This window comes from Streptomyces sp. NPDC037273 (assembly GCF_055603625.1).
On sequence record NZ_JBVJVO010000001.1, the window covers coordinates 510938 to 532543 of the forward strand.

General features: G+C 72.5%; 17 protein-coding genes. 13 read left to right on the top strand and 4 right to left on the bottom strand.

Going from position 1 to position 21606, the window contains the following annotated elements; genetic code table 11:
- Positions 1–8 precede the first annotated feature (8 nt).
- Entirely contained in the window at positions 9–1754 is a 1746-nt protein-coding gene (locus ACZ7G1_RS02225; RefSeq protein WP_470877702.1) for an ABC transporter substrate-binding protein, read from the bottom strand.
- Between the two features lie 208 nt (positions 1755–1962).
- On the opposite strand from ACZ7G1_RS02225, the gene ACZ7G1_RS02230 reads away from it, so the two are divergent.
- The 9 genes from ACZ7G1_RS02230 (at position 1963) to ACZ7G1_RS02270 (ending at position 11640) form a co-directional block, all read left to right on the top strand.
- Complete coding sequence (locus ACZ7G1_RS02230; RefSeq protein WP_470877703.1) at positions 1963–3138, top strand: NAD(P)/FAD-dependent oxidoreductase; 1176 nt, start codon at positions 1963–1965, stop codon at positions 3136–3138.
- A 30-nt stretch (positions 3139–3168) separates the two neighbouring features.
- Positions 3169–3483, top strand: coding sequence for a (2Fe-2S)-binding protein (locus ACZ7G1_RS02235; protein ID WP_470877704.1), 315 nt, complete (start codon positions 3169–3171; stop codon positions 3481–3483).
- Positions 3464–4924, top strand: coding sequence for an FAD-dependent oxidoreductase (locus ACZ7G1_RS02240; protein ID WP_470877705.1), 1461 nt, complete (start codon positions 3464–3466; stop codon positions 4922–4924). The genes ACZ7G1_RS02235 and ACZ7G1_RS02240 overlap by 20 nt, the downstream gene beginning before the upstream one ends.
- A gap of 84 nt (positions 4925–5008) precedes the next feature.
- Entirely contained in the window at positions 5009–5917 is a 909-nt protein-coding gene (locus ACZ7G1_RS02245) for a dihydrodipicolinate synthase family protein (protein WP_470877706.1), read from the top strand.
- A gap of 34 nt (positions 5918–5951) precedes the next feature.
- Positions 5952–6956, top strand: a complete 1005-nt coding sequence (locus ACZ7G1_RS02250; protein ID WP_471203932.1) for a proline racemase family protein — start codon at positions 5952–5954, stop codon at positions 6954–6956.
- Positions 6953–8338: an aldehyde dehydrogenase family protein gene (locus tag ACZ7G1_RS02255; RefSeq protein WP_470880095.1), complete on the top strand. Its 1386-nt coding sequence runs from the start codon at positions 6953–6955 to the stop codon at positions 8336–8338. Before ACZ7G1_RS02250 ends, ACZ7G1_RS02255 begins: the two co-directional genes overlap by 4 nt.
- Positions 8339–8385: 47 nt before the next feature.
- Positions 8386–9066 carry a GntR family transcriptional regulator gene (locus tag ACZ7G1_RS02260; RefSeq protein WP_470880094.1) on the top strand — a complete coding sequence of 227 codons (681 nt, stop codon included), beginning with the start codon at positions 8386–8388 and terminating at the stop codon, positions 9064–9066.
- 117 nt (positions 9067–9183) lie between these two features.
- The gene (locus ACZ7G1_RS02265) at positions 9184–10449 is read left to right on the top strand and encodes an alpha/beta fold hydrolase (protein WP_470880092.1); all 1266 of its coding nucleotides are present in this window, start codon (positions 9184–9186) and stop codon (positions 10447–10449) included.
- Positions 10450–10542: 93 nt separating this feature from the next.
- Positions 10543–11640, top strand: a complete 1098-nt coding sequence (locus ACZ7G1_RS02270) for a calcium:cation antiporter (RefSeq protein ID WP_470880090.1) — start codon at positions 10543–10545, stop codon at positions 11638–11640.
- On the opposite strand, the gene ACZ7G1_RS02275 is transcribed toward ACZ7G1_RS02270, so the two are convergent.
- Entirely contained in the window at positions 11630–14041 is a 2412-nt protein-coding gene (locus tag ACZ7G1_RS02275; RefSeq protein WP_470880088.1) for a penicillin acylase family protein, read from the bottom strand. The genes ACZ7G1_RS02270 and ACZ7G1_RS02275 overlap by 11 nt on opposite strands.
- A gap of 156 nt (positions 14042–14197) precedes the next feature.
- Between ACZ7G1_RS02275 and ACZ7G1_RS02280 the strand changes: the two genes are divergently transcribed.
- Positions 14198–15706: a fatty acyl-CoA synthetase gene (locus ACZ7G1_RS02280; protein ID WP_470880086.1), complete on the top strand. Its 1509-nt coding sequence runs from the start codon at positions 14198–14200 to the stop codon at positions 15704–15706.
- Positions 15707–15733: 27 nt separating this feature from the next.
- On the opposite strand, the gene ACZ7G1_RS02285 is transcribed toward ACZ7G1_RS02280, so the two are convergent.
- Positions 15734–16111, bottom strand: a complete 378-nt coding sequence (locus tag ACZ7G1_RS02285; RefSeq protein WP_470880084.1) for a VOC family protein — start codon at positions 16109–16111, stop codon at positions 15734–15736.
- Positions 16112–16228: 117 nt separating this feature from the next.
- Between ACZ7G1_RS02285 and ACZ7G1_RS02290 the strand changes: the two genes are divergently transcribed.
- Positions 16229–17224 (top strand): hypothetical protein, encoded by a 996-nt coding sequence (locus tag ACZ7G1_RS02290; protein ID WP_470880082.1) that lies wholly within the window; start codon positions 16229–16231, stop codon positions 17222–17224.
- Positions 17225–17276: 52 nt separating this feature from the next.
- Here the strand turns inward: ACZ7G1_RS02290 and paaK are convergent, their stop codons facing one another.
- Complete coding sequence (gene paaK / locus ACZ7G1_RS02295) at positions 17277–18563, bottom strand: phenylacetate--CoA ligase PaaK (protein WP_470880080.1); 1287 nt, start codon at positions 18561–18563, stop codon at positions 17277–17279.
- 294 nt (positions 18564–18857) lie between these two features.
- On the opposite strand from paaK, the gene ACZ7G1_RS02300 reads away from it, so the two are divergent.
- Both ACZ7G1_RS02300 and ACZ7G1_RS02305 read left to right on the top strand, forming a co-directional pair.
- Positions 18858–20288, top strand: coding sequence for a family 2B encapsulin nanocompartment shell protein (locus tag ACZ7G1_RS02300; RefSeq protein ID WP_470880078.1), 1431 nt, complete (start codon positions 18858–18860; stop codon positions 20286–20288).
- Between the two features lie 93 nt (positions 20289–20381).
- On the top strand, positions 20382–21602 hold the full coding sequence (locus tag ACZ7G1_RS02305) for a cytochrome P450 (protein WP_470880077.1): 1221 nt from the start codon (positions 20382–20384) through the stop codon (positions 21600–21602).
- The last annotated feature ends 4 nt before the right edge of the window (positions 21603–21606 follow it).

A 21606-nucleotide genomic window follows, 5' to 3' on the forward strand; every position in this document is an offset into this window, starting at 1 on the left:
GGCGTCCTTCAGTTCGCGCTCTTCGACGGGTCCTTGAGACCGACGGTCGCGTAGTCGAGCTGGCCGCTCCAGGAGGTGTGTCCGAAGGCGCCGGCGACGTTGGTGCCGATGAGGAGCGTGCGGCGCTTCGAGGCGCCGGGGGCGACGGGGGCCTTGGCGAGGATCTGCCCGTCGAGCTCCTGCCACGCCTTGTTGGCCTGGTCGCCGTCGGACATGGCGGCGATCTCGTCCATCCGCTTCATGGTGGCGTCGTCCGTGAAGAGGGAGTGGTTGCCGGAGTTGCCCTTCTCCTTGATGAAGCGTCCGTCGAAGACGAAGGGGAGGAAGGTGGAGCCGGACGGGTAGTCGGGGCACCAGCCGGTGTAGACGAGGTCCGTGCGGTTCTTGGTGTCGCCGATGGTGTCGTAGAAGGCCGAGGGGTCGACGGTCTCGATGGTGACCTTGATGCCGGCCTTGCCGAGGGACTCCTGGACGGCCTCGCCGATGCGCTTGTCGTTCATGGAGACGGTGAGGCGGGTGGAGAAGCCGTCGGCCTTCCCGGCCTCCTTGAGGAGCTGCCTGGCCTTCTCGGGGTCGCCGGCGAGCGGGATCTTCAGGGTGTCGGGCTGCTTGCCGCCGGTGAAGAGGGGGCCGGGCATGGCGGCGGTGGAGGCGTCGACGACGGCCGGGCCGCCGGCGGCGGTGACGATCGCCTCCCGGTCGAGGGCGTACTGCACGGCCTGGCGGACCTTCAGGTCGTCGAAGGGGGCCTTGCGGGTGTTCATCTGGACCATCTCGGTGCAGCTGCTGGACTCGGCGAGCAGCCGGGCCTTCACGTCGGCCTTGGTGAGCACCTTGGAGATGGACTCGGGGCGGAGCTGGGCCCAGGAGACGGCGGAGGCGTCGGTGCCGGTGGAGGCGATGAGGCGGTCGTCGATCTGGTTGCCCTTGAGGCCCATGGTGACGACGATCCGGTCCGGGTACGCCTTGCGGACGGCGTCGGACTTCGGGTCCCAGTGGGTGTTGCGGACCAGCACGAGCTGCTTGTCGCGGGCGTAGCTCTCGACCTTGTACGGCCCCGAGGAGAACGGGCGGCTGTCGTACTGGGGGCCCTTGTCCTGGGCCTGGGGCACGGGGGCGAAGGTCGGGAGGGTGGCGGCGAAGGGGAACTCCGCGAAGGGGGTGTGGAGTTCGAAGACGATCGTGCGGGCGTCGGGGGTCTTCACCGAGGCGAGGTGCTTGCCCTCGGCCGGGCCTCGGTAGTCCTTGCCGCCGACGAGGTAGCGGGCCGCGTAGTCGGGGCCGCCGGGCAGGTCGGGGGAGAAGGACCGCTCGACGTTGTGCTTGATGTCCTGGGCGGTGATCGGGGTGCCGTCCTCGTACTTCAGGCCGGCCTTGAGGCGGAAGGTCCAGGTCTTGGCGCCGTTGGACGGGGTGCCGAGGTCCTCGGCGAGGTCCGGGACGAGCTCGCTGCCCTTGGCGCCGGCCTCCGCCTTGTAGGTGACGAGGGTGCGGTAGAGGAGCCGGGTGCCGAAGTCCATGTCGGGCATGACCCAGTTGCGGGCCGGGTCGAGGTGGGTGAAGTCCTGGTTGGACAGGACGGTGAGGGTGCCGCCCTTCTGCGGGGTGCCGCCGAGGACGGAGCCGTTGGTGCCGGTCGCGGGGTTCTTGCGGTCCCGGGACCCTTCGGACTTCTTGCCGTCCCCGCAGCCGGTGATGCCGAGGGCCAGGGTCGCCACCAGGGCGGTGGCCAAGGTGTACGTGCGCTTGTTCATGGGTGGTCACTCCGGGAGCAGCGGTTCGGACAGCCGGCGACGGCTGGAATGTGACCGGTAACATAGTAATGTGAAATTGCACTGACAAGATGTCGGAAGCTCCGTTATCCATCCGTGTCCGGCGGGTCGCCGTGGCGCCCGCGCGACGACTGCGATGCTCCGCCGGTGGGGTCTTGGCAACCGCAGTGCCATGTGAAATATTACTGACGTGCCCACGAGAAAACCCTCGGATGTCATCATCGTCGGCGCCGGCGTCGTCGGCGCGGCCTGCGCCTACTACGCCGCCCTCGCCGGCCTCTCCGTCACCGTCGTCGACCGCGGCCCCGTCGCGGGCGGCACGACCGGAGCGGGCGAGGGGAACCTCCTGGTCTCCGACAAGGAGCCGGGACCCGAACTCGAACTCGCCCTCCTCGCCACCGCGCTGTGGCGGGAACTGGCCGACCTGCTCCCGCCGCAGGTCGAGTACGAGGCCAAGGGGGGCCTCGTCGTCGCCTCGGGCGAGTCCGGGATGCGGGCCCTGCGGGAGTTCGCGGCCCGTCAGGAGAAGGCGGGCGTCACCGCCCAGGAGGTCCCCGGGGACCGGCTCCACGATCTGGAGCCCCACCTCGCTCCTGGCCTCGCGGGAGGCTTCCTCTATCCACAGGACGCCCAGGTGATGCCCGCCCACGCCGCCGCCCAGCTGCTGCGCGCCGGCGGCGAGCGGATCAGCCTCCGCCTCGGCGAGGAGGTCACCGGCCTCCTCACCGGACCGGCCGGCGAGATCCGCGGCGTGCGGACCACGGCCGGCGACCTGCACGCCCCCAAGGTGGTCAACGCCGCCGGAACGTGGGGCGGCGCCCTCGCCGAACTCGCGGGCGTACACCTTCCCGTACTGCCCCGCCGGGGCTTCGTCCTCGTCACCGAACCGCTGCCGCGCCTGGTGCGGCACAAGGTCTACGCCGCCGACTACGTGGCCGACGTCGCCAGCGGCTCCGCCGCGCTCCAGACCTCCGCCGTCGTCGAGGGCACCCCGGCCGGGCCCGTCCTCATCGGCGCGAGCCGCGAGCGCGTCGGCTTCGACCGCACGCTCTCCACCGAGGTCCTCCGCCGCCTCGCGGCCGGAGCCACCGCGCTCTTCCCGGTCCTCGGCGAGGTCCGCGCGATCCGGACCTACCTCGGCTTCCGCCCCTACCTGCCGGACCACCTGCCCGCGATCGGCCCCGACCCGCGCGCCCCCGGACTGCTGCACGCCTGCGGTCACGAGGGCGCCGGCATCGGCCTCGCCCCGATCACCGGCCGCGTTATCGCGGCCTCCCTGACCGGCGACGAACCGCCCCTCGACATCGAGCCGTTCCGCCCCGACCGCTTCCCCACGCCCACGCCCACGCCCACGCCCGCGCCCTGAGGCACGCGCACCGTCACGAGAGGAGGGCCCGTGGCCCGCACCCCCGCCGACCTCGTCGGCGCACAACCCGAACCACCGTTCGAGATCACCTTCGACGGCCGGCGCGTCACCGCCCTGCCGGGCCAGACCGTCGCCGCCGCCCTCTGGGGCGCCGGCATCCTCGCCTGGCGCACCACCCGGGACGGCGGCCGGCCCCGCGGCGCCTTCTGCGGCATCGGACAGTGCTACGACTGCCTCGCCACGGTCAACGGCGAACCCAACCGCCGCGCCTGTCTGGTCCCCGCGCGCCCCGGCGACGCGATCACCACCCAGGAGGGACACGGCCATGACCGCCTCGCCGTCTGAACCGGACGCGCCCGGCGCGACCTACGACCTCGCCGTCGTCGGCGCGGGCTCCGCCGGACTCGCGGGCGCCGTCACCGCCGCCGAACTCGGCCTCTCCGTCGCCCTCCTCGACGCCTCCGCCCAGACCGGCGGACAGTTCTACCGGCACCCCGCGCCCGCCCTGGGCGCGGTACGGCCCGAGGCCCTCCACCACGACTGGTCGGCCTTCTCCGACCTGCGCCGACGCCTGGCCGACAGCCGTGTCACCCATCTGTCCGGGCATCACGTCTGGTCCACCGTGCGGGAGGCCGACGGCACCTGGACCGTGCACGCGGTCACCGGCGCCGACGGCGCCGACGAACGGCCCGCCCGCGTCAGGGCGCGGGCGCTGCTCCTCGCCACCGGGGCGTACGAGCGCCAGCTGCCCTTTCCCGGCTGGACCCTGCCGGGCGTCGTCGGCGCCGGGGGAGCGCAGGCGATGCTCAAGTCCGGGCTCGTGCTGCCCGGCCGCCGCGTCGTCGTCGCGGGCAGCGGCCCGCTGCTGCTCGCCGTCGCCTCGTCCCTCGCGGCGGCCGGCGCCCGGGTGCCCGCCGTCGTCGAGGCCGCCGGCTATCTGCGGTACGCCCGCAGCCCCCGGGCGCTCCTGACCAACCCCCGCAAGGCGGCCGAGGCCCTGGTGCACGGGGCCGCGCTGCTCAGGCACCGCGTGCGGGTGGTGCCGGGCAGCGCCGTCACCGAGGTGCACGGCACCGACCGGGTGGAGGCCGTCACCGTCAGCCGCCTCGACGGCGACTGGCGGCCCGTGCCGGGGACGGGCCGCCGCATCCCCTGCGACGCGCTCGCCGTCGGACACGGCCTCGTCCCGCAGATCGAACTGGCCACGGCCGTCGGCTGCGCCACCCGGCCGCTGCCCGACGGCACCCTGGGCCTCGTCCTGGACGTCACCCAGGAGACCTCGGTGGCCGGACTGTGGGCGGCGGGCGAGACCGGCGGCGTGGGAGGCGCCGAACTCGCCCGCACCGAGGGCGAGCTCGCGGCCCGCGCCGTCGCCGCCCGCCTCCGGGGCCGCCCCGCGGTCGCCGGGACCGGTGGACTCCGGCGCCGCCGGGATCGGATGCGCGCCTTCGCGGACGTGATGTCCGCGGCCCACGCCCCCGGTCCCGGCTGGCAGGCCTGGCTGGACGACGACACGGACGTCTGCCGCTGCGAGGAGGTGCCCGCCGGACGCGTCCGCGAGGCGGTCGCCGAGCTCGGGGCGCGGGACGCGCGGACGGTCAAACTCCTCACCCGGGCCGGCATGGGCTGGTGCCAGGGGCGGATGTGCGGCACGGCCGTCGCCTGCCTCGCGGCACGCGGCGGCGAGGCCGAACCGCCCTCCGAGCGCCGCCCGTTCGCCGTACCGGTCCGCCTCTCGGCGCTCGCCGCGCTGGAGGAGACACCCGGGCCGGACGGCCCGCACTAGACCCCACCCGGGGGAGAGGCCCATCAGGGGGCCTCTCTTCCTACCCCCTTATAAAATGTCACACACTACAGAAAGGCCGTCGACATGACCGCCACCACCTGGAACACCGACCGCCCCTGGCGCGGCATCATGGTCGCCACCACCCTCCCCTTCCGCGAGGACCGCTCCGTCGACTACGACGCCTACGCCGAGCACGTGTCCTGGCTGATCGCGAACGGCTGCGACGGTGTCGTGCCGAACGGTTCCCTCGGCGAGTACCAGACCCTCACCGACGCGGAGCGCGCGGAGGTCGTCCGTACCGCGGTCGCGGCGGCCGGTGACGGGGCGCGGGTCATGCCGGGCGTCGCCGCGTACGGCAGTGCCGAGTCGCGGCGCTGGGCCGAGCAGGCCGCCGAGGCGGGTGCCGGATCGGTCCTCCTCCTGCCGCCCAACGCCTACCGCGCCGACGAACCCGCCGTACGCGCCCACTACGCCGAGGTCGCCAAGGCCGGCCTGCCCGTCGTCGCCTACAACAACCCGATCGACACCAAGGTCGACCTGACCCCTTCGCTGCTCGCGAACCTGTACGCCGACGGCAGCATCGTCGCCGTCAAGGAGTTCAGCGGTGACGTGCGCAGGGCGTACGAGATCGCCGAACTCGCCCCCGGGCTCGACCTCCTGATCGGCGCCGACGACGTCCTCCTGGAACTCGCCCTCGCCGGGGCCGTCGGCTGGATCGCCGGCTATCCCAACGCGTTCCCCACCAGCTGCGCCGAGCTGTACCACGCCGCCGTCGGAGGCGACCTGGCCACCGCCGTGCCGCTGTACAAGTCCCTGCACTCGCTGCTGCGCTGGGACTCCAAGACCGAGTTCGTGCAGTCCATCAAGCTCTCCATGGACCTCGCCGGACGCCAGGGCGGCCCGACCCGTCCGCCGCGCCACCCGCTGACCGGGGCCGTCGAGGCCGCCGTGCGCACCGCCACCGAGAAGGCCATCGCCGAAGGTCACCGCTGACGCCCGCCCCCGCCCCTCGACCGAAAGGATTCCCGTGCGTACGCGTCATGTCTTCCACGCCGTCGACTCGCACACCGAGGGCATGCCCACCCGTGTGATCACCGGGGGTGTCGGGGTGATCCCCGGTGCCACCATGGCCGAGCGCCGGGTGCACTTCATCGAGCACATGGACCACCTGCGGACCCTGCTGATGTACGAGCCGCGGGGGCACGCGGCGATGAGCGGGGCGATCCTGCAGCCGCCCACCCGCCCCGACGCCGACTACGGCGTGCTGTACATCGAGGTCTCGGGACTCCTTCCGATGTGCGGCCACGGCACCATCGGGGTGGCGACGGTACTGGTGGAGACGGGCATGGTCCCGGTCGTCGAGCCCGTCACCACCGTCCGCCTCGACACCCCGGCCGGCTTGGTCAGCGTCGACGTACGCGTCGAGGACGGGGCGGCGAAGGCGGTCACCTTCACCAACGTGCCCGCCTTCAGCGTCGGCCTGGACCTGAAGGCCGAGGTCCCCGGCCACGGCACGGTCACCTACGACCTGGCCTACGGCGGCAACTTCTACGCCTTCGTCGACCTCGACGCCCTGGGCCTGCCCTTCGACCGGGCCCGCAAGGACGACCTGCTCGCCGCCGGCCTGGCCGTCATGGACGCGGTCAACGCCTCACCGGACCGGCCCGTCCACCCCACCCACCCCGAGATCGCCGGCCTCAAACACGTCTACCTGGCCGCCCCCGGCTCCGACGCGACCCGCTCGCGCCACGCGATGGCCATCCACCCCGGCTGGTTCGACCGCTCGCCCTGCGGCACCGGCACCTCCGCCCGCATGGCCCAGCTCCACGCCCGAGGACACCTCCCACTGGAACGCGACTTCGTCAACGAGTCCTTCATCGGCACCGAGTTCACCGGCCGCCTCACCGCCGAGACCGAAGTCGGCGGCCTGCCCGCCGTCATCCCCACCGTCACCGGCCGCGCCTGGATCACCGGCACCGCACAGTACTTCCTCGACCCGCACGACCCCTTCCCCGGAGGCTTCCTCCTGTGAACGACACGCTTCCCCTCCTCACCTCCCGGAACCCCGCGGACCCGGCCGACGTGCTCCTGCGGATCCCCGCACCCGGCGCCTTCGCGGCCGTCGACACCGTCGAACGCGCCCGCGCCGCCCAGCCCGGCTGGCTGCGCGCCGGGGCGGCCGCCCGCTCGGCAGCGCTCGGCGCGGTCGCCGACGGCATCGAGGCCGCGGCCGCCGAACTCGCCGCCCTCGCCGTCCGCGAGGTCGGCAAGCCCATCGGCGAAGCCAGGGCCGAAGTCGCCCGCACGGTGGCGATCTGGCGCTACTACGCCCAGGCGCCCTTCGAGCCCACCGGCGCCGTCCACGAGACCGCGGCGGGAGCCGGGCTGCTGCTCACCCGCCGCCGCCCGCACGGCGTGGCCGGCCTCATCACCCCCTGGAACTTCCCCTTCGCCATCCCGACCTGGAAGGCCGCACCGGCACTCGCGACCGGGAACGCGGTCGTCCTCAAGCCGGCCCCCGAGGCCACCGCCTGCGCCCAGCGCCTGGCGGAGATCGTCTCGGCGGCGCTCCCCGAGGGCGTGTTCACCGTCCTGCCCGGCGGGGCGACCGAGGGCAACGCGCTCGTCTCCGCCGTCGACGTCGTCTCCTTCACCGGCTCCACCCCCGTCGGCCGCGCCGTCGCACGGGCCGCGGCCGCCCGCGGCATCCCGGCGCAGGCCGAGATGGGCGGCCTGAACGCGGCGCTCGTCCTGCCGGACGCGGACATCGCGCAGGCCGCCGCCCACATCGCCGCCTCCATCGCCGGGTACGCGGGCCAGAAGTGCACGGCCACCAGCCGGGTCATCGCCGTCGGCGCAGCCCTCGACCCGCTGCGCGAGGCGCTCTCCGAAGCCCTGCGGGCCGTCCCCGTCGGCGACCCCGCCGACCCGGCCACCGTCTGCGGGCCCCTCGTCGCCGAGTACGCTCGCGACCAGGTCGTCGAGGCCACCCGGGGACTCTCCGTGCTCGCGGGCGGCACCGTACCCGACAGGACCGGCTGGTTCGTCGAGCCGACCCTGGTCGAGAAGGTGTCGCCCGGACACCGGCTGCTCCGCGAGGAGGTCTTCGGACCCGTCGCCTCGCTGCTCGCCGCCGACGACCTCGCGCACGCCGTCCGGATCACCAACTCGGTGCCGTACGGCCTCGTCACCTCGGTCCACACGGCGGACCTCAACACCGCCCTCTACGGCCTCGACCTGCTCGACACCGGCATGATCCGGATCAACGCCCCCTCCACCGGCGTCGACTTCCACCTGCCGTTCGGCGGCTCCAAGGCGTCCAGTCACGGGCCCCGCGAGCAGGGCGCCGCCGCGCTCGAGTTCTACACCTCGGGACGGACGTACACGCTCAACCCCGCGGGCGCCGGAGCGTGACATCGTACGGTGGTGATGTCGAACGGAACGAAGGGATCACCACCGTCATGGGGCATCTGACCCAGCGCGACCTCAACGCCTCCAGAGAGCGGCTGCGCGACCAGGTCGCCCATGCCCTGCGCGCCGCCCTCATCTCGGGCGAGCTGCGGCCCGGGGTGGTGTACTCGGCGCCGACGCTCGCCGAGGACTTCGGCATCTCCGCCACCCCGGTCCGCGAGGCGATGCTCGACCTCGCCCGCGAGGGCCTGGTCGAACCCGTACGCAACAAGGGCTTCCGGGTCACCGAGGTCGACGAGCGCGACCTCGACCAGTACAACGAGATCCGGGCGCTCATCGAGATCCCCACGGTCGGCCGGGTCACCCGCGTCGCCGCCCGCGAGGACCTGGAGGCCCTCCGGCCGGTCGCCGAGGACATCGTCCGCGCGGCCCGCGAGCACGACCTCATCGGCTATCTGGAGTCGGACCGGCTCTTCCACCTCACCCTGCTGGGCCTCGCGGGCAACCAACGGCTCGTCGAGACCGTCGGCGACCTGCGCAAGCGGTCCCGGCTCTACGGCCTCACCGCCCTCGACGAGAGCGGCAACCTCCTGCCGTCCGCCGAGGAGCACCTGGAGCTCCTCGACCTCATGCTCGCCGGCGACGCCGAGGCCGCCCAGGCCTGCATGACCCGGCACCTGGGCCACGTCCGCTCCCTGTGGGCCAAGGGCGGCGGTCCGTCCGAGGCGTAGGGTCCGTCCGGCGGATGACGGCGGGGGCGCGGCGTCCGACACGGCACCTATGCCATGTCACACCTCACACCTCACCCGTAACCGACGGCCGCTGCCACAGCGTCCCGGAAGGAACCCATGAACCCCGCGTACGCGACCGCCGACCACACCTTCACCGTCCCCCTGGACCACGCCGACCCCGGCGGCCCCACCATCGAGGTGTTCGCCCGCGAGGTCGCCGACCCGGCTCGCGCGGGCGAGGAACTGCCCTGGCTGCTCTACCTCCAGGGCGGACCCGGCGGCAAGTCGCCGCGTCCGTCCGCCGGTTCCCCCGGCTGGCTGCCGCACGCCGTCAAGACCCACCGGGTGCTGCTCCTCGACCAGCGCGGCACCGGCCGCTCGACGCCGGTCACCGCGCGCTCCGCCGCCCGGTTCGCCTCGCCGGAGCGGCTCGCCGACCACCTCGCCCACTTCAGGGCCGACGCGATCGTCGCCGACGCCGAGCTGATACGCCGTGAACTCTGCGGCGACACCCCCTGGGAGACCCTCGGGCAGAGCTACGGCGGCTTCATCACCCTCAGCTACCTGTCCCGGGCGCCCGAAGGGCTGCGCGCCTGCTACATCACCGGCGGCCTGCCCGGACTCACCGCCACCGCCGACGACGTGTACGCCCACACCTACCCCCGGGTCCGCGACCGCGTCCTCGACTTCTACGCCCGCTACCCCGAGGACGCCGCCCGGCTGCGGAAGATCGCCGACCTCCTGGAGGACCGCGACGTCCGGCTGCCCGACGGCGACCGGCTCACCCCGCACCGGCTCCGGACCCTCGGCCTCGCCCTCGGCATGGGCGACGGGTTCGAGCGCGTCCACTGGCTGCTCGACGAAGCCCTCGACGCCGGTGGCGAGTTGACCGACACCTTCCTGCATCAGGTGGCGACGGTGACCGGATTCACCGACAACCCGCTCTTCGCCGTCCTGCAGGAGAGCCTGTACGGGCAGGGCGCGGGACCGACCGGCTGGGCGGCCCACCGGGCGCTCGCCGACTTCCCTGAGTTCGCCGCCTCCGCCGACCCCCTGCTGCTCACCGGCGAGATGATGTACCCCTGGATGTTCCGCGAGATCAAGGGTCTGCGCCCGTTCGCGGAGGCGGCCGAGCTGCTCGCCGCCCGCACCGACTGGCCGGCCCTGTACGACCCGAGCCGCCTCGCCGCCAACGAGGTCCCGCTCGCCGCGGCCGTCTACCACGACGACATGTACGTGGACGCGGGCATCTCCCTGCGCACCGCCCGGGCGATCGGCGGCGCCCGCGTCTGGGTGACCAACGAATGGGAGCACGACGGCCTCGCGGCCTCCGGCGACCGCGTCCTCGCCCGCCTCATGGACCTGGCCGCCGGACGCGCCTGAGGCCGCGGACCCCGACGGCGTACGGGTGCGGCCACGGCGGCCACGGCGCCCGAACGAAAGGGGCGAAAGGCCCGATGTGGCAGGATGCGGATCATGAGTTCGAGCACCACGGCGATGACACGGCAATGGACCACCTGGGGGCCGGTGGTGGCGGCGCTTGCCCTCGGCGCGGCCTGGGGCCGCGACCTACCGGGCTTCGCGGTGGCGATCATCGCGCTCTGCCTGATCGCCGCCGTCCTCGCGGCGGTCCACCACGCGGAGGTGATCGCCCACCGCGTCGGTGAACCCTTCGGCTCCCTCGTCCTCGCCGTGGCCGTCACCGTCATCGAGGTCGGCCTGATCGTCGCCCTCATGGCGGGCGGCGGCGAGAAGACCTCGACCTACGCGCGCGACACCGTCTTCGCCGCCGTCATGATCACCTGCAACGGCATCGTCGGCCTCTCCCTCCTCGTCGCCGCGCTGCGCAACCGCGTCGCCGTCTTCAACGCCGAGGGCTCGGGCGGCGCGCTCGCCACCGTCTGCACCCTCGCCGTGATGACCCTGGTCCTGCCGACGTTCACCACCAGCCACCCCGGCCCCGAGTTCTCCTCCGCGCAGCTGGCCTTCGCCGCCGTCGCCTCTCTCTGTCTGTACGGCGTGTTCGTCGGCGTCCAGACCGTGCGGCACCGCGACTACTTCCTGCCCGTGGCGCGCCCGGGCCAGGATTCGGAGGACGACCACGCCGACCCGCCGGGCAAGCGGGAGACCTGGGTCAGCGTCGGGCTGCTGATGCTCGCCCTCGTCGCCGTCGTCGGCAACGCCAAGCTGATCTCGCCCACCATCGAGGACGGCGTCCAGTCGGCCGGTCTGCCGAAGGCGGTCGTCGGTGTGGTCATCGCCCTGATGGTGCTGCTCCCCGAGACCCTGGCCGCCGTCCGGGCGGCCCGCAGGGACCGCGTACAGACCAGCCTCAACCTCGCGTACGGCTCCGCGATCGCCAGCATCGGCCTGACGATCCCGTCGATCGCGCTCGCCTCGATCTGGCTGTCCGGGCCCCTCGTGCTGGGCCTGGGCGCGCTGCACATGGTCCTGCTCGCCCTCACCGGTGTGGTGAGCGCGCTGACCGTGGTGCCCGGACGAGCCACTCTCCTCCAGGGCGGCGTCCATCTCGCGATCTTCGCCGCCTTCGTGTTCCTGTCGTTCAGCCCCTGACGACCACCACCCGCAGCGCCGGCGAGCGCAGGATGTCCTTCTCGCAGAACCGGGAGGTCACCCAGCGCTCGCCGGAGTACAGCCGGGTCTGGTCGCTGTAGTGCGGCGACGCCGGGTTCGAGGACTGGGAGTACGACAGGAGTGTGCGGGCCACCGGGCACCGGCCGCCGTCCCAGCCCACCGCCTGGACGTGACTGGTGCCGTGCGCGACCTCGACGTAACCGCCGCCCGCCGCGTTCCACACCGGCTCGGTCTTGTTCCAGACGCCCAGCGCCTCGGTCCCGCCGCTCACCGGGATCCGCTGCCCGTTCCGCACGACGAACTGGTGCTCCCCGAGGGGCGCGTCCAGCGGGATGCCCGCCGCCCGCAGCTCCGCCACCGCGTCGGCCAGCGCCTTCGCGAAGCCCGGCGCCGCCGTGTTCACGGTGCGCGGGGTACGGACCGGGTCGGCCGCCGAGAACGGCACCAGCCACTGGTCGGCCGGCTTCACCGTGCCGGCGAACTTCCGCCAGAACCGGTCGAAGAGCAGCGCGCCCGCGCTGTCCGTGTTCACCGTCCGGTCCCAGGCCCCGATCACCCGGCAGGCCTCGGGCTCGTCCGGCAGCGCGGCCGGGCAGGCCGCGGCCACGTCGGCCGCCGCCAGGTCACCGACCGGCGCCCGGTTGGCGAACTGCTGCCGCTGGAGGTCGGCCACCGTCAGACCGCCGCGCCCGGCCATCGCCGCCACGTCCTCGACACCGCCCCGGGTGCGCGGCGAGCGCGGGGTCGCGATCGTGCCGAAGATCCGCTCGTAACCGGTCAGCGGCCGGTCGGCGTTGGTCAGCCAGGCGCTGTCGTTGGAGTTCTCGACGTACGGGGTGTCCCGCAGCACCGGCATCCGGGCCGGTCCGAATACCCCCGGCTGGACCGCGTCCGGGTCCGAGCCGAGCGCGCAGTCCGAGCGCGAGCCGTCGAGCACCGCGACACCCGACGCCGGATAGGTCGCCCGGCCGAGCGGGGTGGAGCAGCGCTGGGCCAGCTCGTCGGTGATCCGGGGGAGCACCTGCGCCTGGCTGAAGTACGAGTGCCCGGCCGAGTCGGCCGCGATCGTGTTGACCCACGGCAGGCCCTGCGTGCGGCGCAGCGCCTCGGCGACGTCCTGCGTCGAGCGGGCCTTGCCGAAGCCGAGCGCGGTGTCGGAACCGCGCAGGTTGGCCGCGTTGGGGTCGTTCAGCGCGTACGCCGTGGTCGCGGTCCAGGGCAGCGGGAGCTGTGCGCCGAGGCCGCCGACGACCGGGCCGTACCGCGTCCACCACTGGGTACGGGTGACGGGGGCGCCGTCCTTCACCGGCACGGTCACCGAGCGCTCCGTCATCCGCTCCGGCCTGCCGTCCACCAGATAGGACGTCGGGTCGCCGGGGGCGAGCGTCAGCTGGTGCAGGTTGAGCGGCACCCCGGTGGCGACGGTGTGGCTCCAGGCCACCTTGTCGTTGAAGCCGATGTTCACGACGGTGGTGCCGAGCAGCGAGGCGCCCGACACGTTCAGCTCGCCGGGGATCGTCTGCTGCGACTGCCAGAAGCGCCGGCCGCCCTGCCACGGATAGTGCGGGTTGCCCAGGAGCAGCCCGCGCCCGTTCGCCGTGGTCGACCCCGCGAAGGCGACGGCGTTCGAGCCCATGGTGGCGTTCTCGGCGGCGAACAGCTCCTTGGCCGCGGCCGCCGCGTCGTCCGGATCGGGGACGGCAGCGGGGACCGCGCCGGCGGCGGTGGGCGCGAGGGCCGGGGGAGCGGCCGGCGGGCGGGCCGCGGTGATGCCGTCGACGGCGCGGCCCTGGCCGCCGAGCACCGACACGGCGAAGCCGCGCCGGGCGACGTCGAGCGCGGTCACCGGGCGGACCCAGTCGGCGCCCGCGCAGGCCGGGTCCGTGATCCGGTTCTTCCGCAGCCAGGCGTTGTAGCCGGCCGCCCAGCCGCGCATCAGCTCCTTCAGATCGCGGCTCGGCCCGGCCGGCGCAGGCGTGCGCAGCAGCTCCTCGACCGTCCCCGCGTCCTTCACGCCACGGAAGTACAGATCGCTGGAGAGGTTGTTTGTGGCGGAGGACAGCGAGCCGTCCGGCGCCGCGTCCGGGCCGAAGTACCGGGAGCGCTCGCCGGTGACGGTGAGGAAGCCGTCCGCGAGGACGCAGACCTGGTCGGCGGCCTGCGCCCACCCGGTGCCGAAGCCCAGGTTCGCGTAGTCCTTCGCCACGATGTGCGGGATGCCGTACTCGGTGTACCGGATGACCGCCGACAGGCCCCGGTCGGACGGGTGCCGGTCCCGGTCGCCGGAGTCCGCGGCCGCCGCGCCGGGCAGCGAGGCGGTGACGACGGACAGGGCGGCGGCGGCCAGCGCCAGGTGTTTCAGACGGGTGCGGAGGTGCAACGTGCCTCCCAACGGATCGATGAGCACTGCGGGTCGGACCATGCACGCAGCCGCCCGCCCCGTTGTCAACATGCCGTTCGGTATCCGAGGTCCGGCCATGTACGGCGCACCGCGCGGTACTTGACCTTCCGCCGGTGCCGCGCGGAGGATCACCGCATGGAACGACTCCTCAGCCGCGCCGTCGACGGTGTCCTGCGCATGAGCGCCCAGCGCGTCCCCGACCGGATCGCCGTACGGTACGCCGACCGCACCTGGACGTACGCGGAGCTGGACGCGGCCGTCACCACCGCCGCCGCCGTCCTGCGGGAGCCGCACCACGGCCTCGGCCTGCCGGACGCCGCCCGGGTCGCCACCTACGGCCACAACTCGGACGCCTACCTCATCGCGTTCCTCGCCTGCTCGCGCGCCGGCCTCATCCACGTGCCCGTCAACCACCACCTGACCGGCGACGACCTCGCGTACATCCTGGAGCAGTCGGACGCCTCGCTCGTCCTCGCCGACCCCGCCCTCGCGGACCGCGTCCCCGACGGCTACGCGGTCAAGGCGCTCCGGGACGCCCCCGGCTCGCTCCTCGACGCGCTCGCGGCACCGGAGGAGTACGACACCGACCGCGATGCCCGCGAGTACGTCCAGCTCCTCTACACCTCGGGCACCACCGCTCTGCCCAAGGGCGCGGTGATGACCCATCACGCCCTCGTCCACGAGTACGCGAGCGCCATCGAGGCCCTCGACCTGGGCGAGGACGACCGGCCGGTGCACGCGCTGCCGCTCTACCACTCGGCCCAGATGCACGTCTTCCTGCTGCCGTACCTCGCCGTCGGCGCGGAGAACACCATCGTCGACGGGCCGGACCCGGCCGTCCTCTTCGACCTGATCGAGGCGGGCCGCGCCGACAGCGTCTTCGCCCCGCCGACCGTCTGGATCGGCCTCGCCAACCACCCGGAGTTCGACACCCGCGACCTGTCCGGGCTGCGCAAGGCCTACTACGGGGCCTCGATCATGCCCGTCCCCGTCCTGGAGCGGCTGCGCGCCCGCCTGCCCGGCCTCGCCTTCTACAACTGCTTCGGCCAGTCCGAGATCGGCCCCCTCGCCACCGTCCTCGGGCCCGACGAGCACGAGGGCCGGATGGACTCCTGCGGCCGGCCCGTCCGCCACGTCGAGGCGCGCGTCGTCGACGAGGACGGCAAGGACGTGCCCGACGGCACCCCCGGCGAGATCGTCTACCGGTCCCCGCAGCTGTGCGACGGCTACTGGCGCAAGCCCGAGGAGACCAGGGCGGCCTTCCGGGGCGGCTGGTTCCGCTCCGGTGACCTCGCCGTCCGCGACGCCGAGGGCTACCTCACCATCGTCGACCGCGTGAAGGACGTCATCAACTCCGGCGGCGTCCTGGTCGCCTCACGCCAGGTCGAGGACGCCCTCTACACCCACCCCGACGTCGCCGAGGCAGCCGTCATCGGCCTCCCCGACGACCGCTGGATCGAGGCCGTCACCGCCGTCGTCGTCCGGCGCGGCGACGTCACCGAAGCCCAACTCCTCGCCCACGCCCGCGAGAACCTCGCCTCCTTCAAGGCCCCCAAGCGCATCCACTTCGTGGACACCCTTCCCCGCAACGCCAGCGGCAAGATCCTCAAGCGCGAACTCAGGGACCGCTTCGGCGCGGCCTGACACCCCGCCCGTGCGTTCCCGTCCCGCTCAGCCCAACTCCTCCGTGACACAGAGGATGTTGCCCTCACTGTCCTTGAACCAGGCGCCCCTCATCGTGTCCGACTCGACCACCCCGTCGACCGTCTTGATCCCCGGCAGGTCGTACTCCTCGAACGTGACCCCCTTGGACCGCAGCGTCGCCATCTCCGCGTCCAGGTCCCCGACCTTCCAGCTCGCCAACGTGTGCTCCGCCTTGCCCCCGTACGGCGTCTCGTAGAGCCCGATCGTCGTGCCACCACACTCGTACCTGGTGTCCTCGGCCGACTCCCTCGTGAGAGGAAGACCGAGGGTCTCCGAGTAGAAGCGCTTCGCCCGCTCCATGTTCTCCACCGGAATGATCGCGGCGATAGGGGAGTCCGACAGCATCGCAACCACCTCCTCCCCCCAGGCTACGCGCGAGAGCCCCGGCAAACCCGTTTGATCTTCGTCGGGGAGGTGTTAGCTTGACGGCCGAACTTTTAAGTGATCCCGGGGGGGATTTTCGTGAACCGTCGAAATCTGCTGAAAAGTGCCATCGCGATCGGCATGGGCGCTCCGCTCGCCTCACTCGCCACGGCGACGCCCGCCCAGGCCGCGGGCAACTTCGGCGTGCTGATCACCGAGCAGCTCAAGAACAAGGTCATGCTGTTCGACGCCATCAAACTGTGGACGCCCGAGAACCTCGTGTGGGAGTGGCAGGCGCCGAGCCAGACGGAGTGGGCCCGCCTCAACGACGCGCGCTACCGCGAGACCGACCGCTACGGCTGGACGTGCGCCGTCGCCGCCGGCGGCGGCAAGGTCGGCATCGTCAACTTCGGTGACGACGACGCGTTGTTGTGGTCGGCGACCCCGGGCGGGAACCCGCACGCGGTCGAGTACCTCCGCAGCCACGGAGTCGTCGTCGTGGCGTCTTCCGCGAAGGTGTCCGCCACTCTCGACTACCCGGGCTACATCTCCGTATACGCCCCCACCAACGCCGACGACGTCAGCACCCTCGGGTCCGCGCCCGTCCAGCGCATCGAGTTCACGGGCGCGCACGGCCTGTGGTGGGACGGTTCGCACCTGTACGCGCTCGGCACGTGGACGCTGGCCAAGTACCGCGTGACCGGTTCGCTGAAGAACGCCAGGCTCGAACTCGTCGACAAGCACGTGTGGGCCACCGAGTTCGGCGGCCACAGCCTCGACATGGACTTCACCGACCCGAACCGGCTCGTCCTGAACGGCGGTCAGGCCATCTGGACCGTCGAGAAGTCGAACCTCGCGCTCACCAACATCCGGCCGAAGAGCTACGGAGTGAAGTCCTTCTCCCGCGCCGCCGACGGAGAGTCGTTCTGGCTCCAGTCGATCGAAGTGACCGACCCGGGCAAGGAAGGCTGGTGGAACACGTACGTGCAGTTCTTCGACCCCACCGGCAAGCCGACCTACGCCCGCGGCCTCGACTACTACGGCTACGAGGGCCGGATCTACCGGGCCCGGATCTCCAGCATCAGGCTCTCCTGAACGGAGGGGCCGCCCGCCGGCCCCTCCGCGATCGTGGCTCCGGGGCTCCCGGTCAGGAGTCCCGGAGGTCCACGATCCGCTTGATCTTGCCCACCGAGCGCTCCAGGGTCTCCGGGTCGACCACCTCGACCGTGACGGAGACGCCGATGCCGTCCTTCACGGCGGTGGTGATGGCCCGCGCCGCCTCCGCGCGGTCGGCGGGGGTGGCGTCGGGGCGGGCCTCGGCGCGGACGGTGAGGGCGTCCAGGCGGCCCTCGCGGGTGAGGCGGAGCTGGAAGTGCGGGGCGACGGCGGGGGTGCGGAGCACGATCTCCTCGACCTGGGTGGGGAAGAGGTTCACCCCGCGCAGGATGATCATGTCGTCGCTGCGGCCCGTGACCTTCTCCATGCGGCGGAAGACGCGGGCGGTGCCGGGCAGGAGCCGGGTGAGGTCGCGGGTGCGGTAGCGGATGACCGGCATGGCCTCCTTGGTGAGGGAGGTGAAGACGAGTTCGCCTTCCTCGCCGTCCGGCAGGACCTCGCCGGTGAAGGGGTCGACGACCTCCGGGTAGAAGTGGTCCTCCCAGATGTGGAGGCCGTCCTTGGTCTCGACGCACTCCTGGGCCACACCGGGGCCGATGACCTCGGAGAGGCCGTAGATGTCGACCGCGTCGATGGCGAAGCGGTCCTCGATCTCCTTGCGCATCGCCTCGGTCCAGGGCTCCGCGCCGAAGACGCCCACCTTCAGCGAGGTGGAGCGGGGGTCGACGCCCTGGCGCTCGAACTCGTCGAGCAGGGTGAGCATGTAGGAAGGGGTCACCATGATGACCTCGGGCCGGAAGTCCTGGATGAGCTGGACCTGGCGGGCCGTCATGCCGCCCGATGCGGGGATGACGGTGCAGCCGAGCCGCTCCGCGCCGTAGTGGGCGCCGAGACCGCCGGTGAACAGGCCGTATCCGTACGCCACATGGACCTTGTGGCCGGGACGGGCGCCGGCCGCGCGCAGGGAGCGGGCCACCACGTCCGCCCAGGTGTCGAGGTCGCGGTCGGTGTAGCCGACGACGGTCGGCCGGCCGGTGGTGCCGCTGGAGGCGTGGACGCGCCGGATGCGGGACTGGTCGACGGCGAACATCCCGAAGGGGTAGTGGTCGCGCAGGTCCGACTTGGCGGTGAAGGGGAATCGGGCCAGGTCGGCGAGGGTGCGGCAGTCGTCCGGGGTCACTCCGGCCGCGTCGAAGGAGCGGCGGTAGAAGTCCACGTTCGCGTACGCGTGCCGCAGGGTCGCGCGCAGCCGCTCCAGCTGGAGTGCCGCCAACTCGTTCCGTCCGAGCCGCTCGCCGCTGTCCAGCAGTTCCGTCATGCGCCGCTCCCGTCGTCGTAAAACGGACTACCGATCATTCGGTAGATACGTTCAGGGGCCAGTTAAACCGTGGACACCCCCGCCTTGGCAAGGGTCCGGCGGAACTTTTCGCCCCCGCGCGGCTGCCCGGACGGCGGAGCGTGCGGGGCGCTCACGGGGCGGTTGCCGCCACCCGGTGCTCCAGCCCGCCCGCGCCGCACCCGGAAGCCCTCGGCGACGGTGCGTTACACCTGGACGCGGAGAGTGACGAAAGAGTCCGCGAGCACCACAGAACCCCCAGAAAAGGGAGTCACCATGTCGGTCGACACCGAGCCGGCGGCCACCCCCGCGCCCACGCCCGCCGTCCGCGTCCGCGAGGTCCGGCTCAGCCTGAGCACCGCTGCCGCCCGCAACCTCGCCACCACCACCAAGTCCGAACCCCAGATGCAGGGCATCAGCTCCCGCTGGCTGCTCCGCACCCTGCCCTGGGTCGAGACGCCCGGCGGTGTCTACCGGGTCAACCGCCGTCTCTCGTACGTCGTCGGCGACGGCCGCGTCACCTTCGTGAAGAGCGGCTCCAGGGTCGAGGTCATCCCCGCCGAACTGGCCGAGCTCCCGCTCCTGCGCGGCTTCGACGATCCCACCGCGCTCGGCGCGCTCGCCGAGCGCTTCGTCCAGAAGGAGTACGAGCCCGGCGAGGTCGTCGTGCACGCCGGCGCGGACGCCGACCACGTCTACCTCATCGCCCACGGCAAGATCGAGAAGCTCGGCACCGGACAGTACGGCGACGAGACCCTCCTCGGACGCCTCGGCGACGGCGACGCCTTCGGCGGCCAGGTCCTCGCCGGCGCGGCGACGTGGGAGTTCACGGCCAAGGCCGTCACCGCCGTCACCCTCCTCGCCCTGCCCCGCACCGCCTACCAGGCCGTCGCGGAACAGTACGAGAACCTCCACGACCACGTCATGGACCTGCACACCGACGGCCACCGGCGCACCACCAACCGGGCGGGCGAGGCGGCCATCGAGCTCAGCGCCGGCCACATCGGCGAGTTCGCCCTGCCCGGCGCCTACGCCGACTACGAACTCAGGCCCCGCGAGTACGAGCTCAGCGTCGCCCAGACCGTCCTCAAGGTCCACACCCGCGTCGCCGACCTCTACAACCAGCCGATGAACCAGACGGAGCAGCAGCTGCGCCTGACGATCCAGGAACTCCGCGAGCGCCAGGAGCACGAACTCGTCAACAACCCGGAGTTCGGCCTCCTCCACAACGCCGACTTCGACCAGCGCATCCAGACCCACTCGGGCCCGCCCACCCCGGACGACCTCGACGACCTGCTCAGCATGCGGCGCGACACCCAGTACCTCTTCGCCCACCCGCGCGCCATCGCCGCCTTCGGCAAGGAGTGCAACAAGCGCGGCCTCGCGCTCTCCTCCGTCGACCTCCACGGCCATCGGATCCCCGCCTGGCGCGGAGTCCCCCTGCTGCCCTGCGGGAAGATCCCCGTCAGCGACAAGCAGAGCTCCTCGATCATCGCCGTCCGCACCGGCGAGGACAACGAAGGCGTCATCGGCCTCCACCAGACCGGCCTGCCCGACGAACTCGAACCCGGCCTCAACTGCCGCTTCATGGGCATCGACGAGAAGGCGATCATCTCCTACCTCGTCACCGCCTACTACTCCGCCGCGATCCTCGTCCCCGACGCCGTCGGCATCCTGGAGAACGTCGAGGTACGCCCCCGCGCCTGACCTCGTACACACCCGGGCCCGAACGTCACGCCTTGGGGTGCATTCGGGCGCGTCCGGACCGGGAAGCCCCGGGGCGTGGGAAAGGGTGACCCCGTGACCACCACCGTCCCCGGCGCCGCCGACATCCCGCAGGTCCACTTCTGGGCCGTACCCGACCTGACCGGCCTCGACTTCGACCCGCTGCTCGCCAGACTGCTCCACGAGGACCCGGTCAGCCGGGTCCGGATGCCCAACGGCGAGGGGTACGCCTGGCTCGTCACCCGCTACGAGGACGTCAAGTTCGTCTCCGTCGACCCCCGCTTCAGCCGCCAGGCCGTCTGGGGCCGCTCCATCACCCGCGTCGCCCCCCACTTCATCCCCATGGAGGGCGCCGTCGGCTTCGCCGACCCGCCGGACCACACCCGGATGCGGCGCGTCGTCGCCCGCGCCTTCAGCGCCCGCGCGCTGCGGGCGCTCCGCGACCACGCCCAGGCGACCATGGACCGGCTCCTCGACCGGGTCGAGGAGCACGGCGCCCCCGCCGACCTCATGGAACTCGTCAACCGGCCCTTCCCGCTCGCCATGGTCAGCGAACTCATGGGCGTGCCCGAGGAGGACCAGCCGCTGATGGCCCGCTGGTCCGACACCATCATCTCCGCCGCCGCCGGACGCGAGGCCAGCGAGCGGGCCAAGTCCGAGATGGGCGCCTACTTCACCGAACTCATCGGCCGCAACCACGGCACCGGCAAGGAGACCCTCGCCGCCGTCCTCGCCGACGCCGTCGACGACGACACGCTCACCGGGCACGAGGCCGTCGGCCTCGCCGTCCTCATCCAGATCGGCGGCGCCCACGCCGTCCGCAACAACAGCGCCAACATGGTGTACGCGCTCCTCACCCACCCCGAGCACCTCGCGCGGCTGCGCGCCGAACCCGCCCTGGTACCGCAGGCCGTGGACGAACTCCTCCGCTACATCCCGCACCGCAACGCGGTCGGCCTCTCCCGGATCGCCATGGAGGACGTCGAGGTCGGCGGGGTCACCATCCCGGCCGGCGACCCCGTCTACGTCTCCTACCTGACCGCCAACCGCGACCCGGACGTCTTCCCCGAGCCCGAACGGCTCGACTTCGACCGAGGCCACAACCCGCACGTCGCCTTCGGCCACGGCCCCCACTACTGCCCCGGCTCCGCGCTCGCCCGCATCGAGTCCGAGATCCTCGTCGAAACCCTCTGGACCCGCTTCCCGGACCTCCGGCTCGCAGTCCCCGAAGAGGAACTCCGCTGGCAGCGCGGCGCCCTCATCCGGGGCCCCGAGACCCTTCCCGTGACCTGGTGAGAGG

Bases quoted from the DNA above. Each gene is read 5' to 3' on its own strand.
- ACZ7G1_RS02225 (WP_470877702.1), bottom strand. From the start codon at position 1,754: ATGAACAAGCGCACGTACACCTTGGCCACCGCCCTGGTGGCGACCCTG.
- ACZ7G1_RS02240 (WP_470877705.1), top strand. From the start codon at position 3,464: ATGACCGCCTCGCCGTCTGAACCGGACGCGCCCGGCGCGACCTACGAC.
- ACZ7G1_RS02245 (WP_470877706.1), top strand. From the start codon at position 5,009: ATGACCGCCACCACCTGGAACACCGACCGCCCCTGGCGCGGCATCATG.
- ACZ7G1_RS02260 (WP_470880094.1), top strand. From the start codon at position 8,386: ATGGGGCATCTGACCCAGCGCGACCTCAACGCCTCCAGAGAGCGGCTG.
- ACZ7G1_RS02265 (WP_470880092.1), top strand. From the start codon at position 9,184: ATGAACCCCGCGTACGCGACCGCCGACCACACCTTCACCGTCCCCCTG.
- ACZ7G1_RS02270 (WP_470880090.1), top strand. From the start codon at position 10,543: ATGAGTTCGAGCACCACGGCGATGACACGGCAATGGACCACCTGGGGG.
- ACZ7G1_RS02280 (WP_470880086.1), top strand. From the start codon at position 14,198: ATGGAACGACTCCTCAGCCGCGCCGTCGACGGTGTCCTGCGCATGAGC.
- ACZ7G1_RS02285 (WP_470880084.1), bottom strand. From the start codon at position 16,111: ATGCTGTCGGACTCCCCTATCGCCGCGATCATTCCGGTGGAGAACATG.
- paaK (WP_470880080.1), bottom strand. From the start codon at position 18,563: ATGACGGAACTGCTGGACAGCGGCGAGCGGCTCGGACGGAACGAGTTG.
- ACZ7G1_RS02300 (WP_470880078.1), top strand. From the start codon at position 18,858: ATGTCGGTCGACACCGAGCCGGCGGCCACCCCCGCGCCCACGCCCGCC.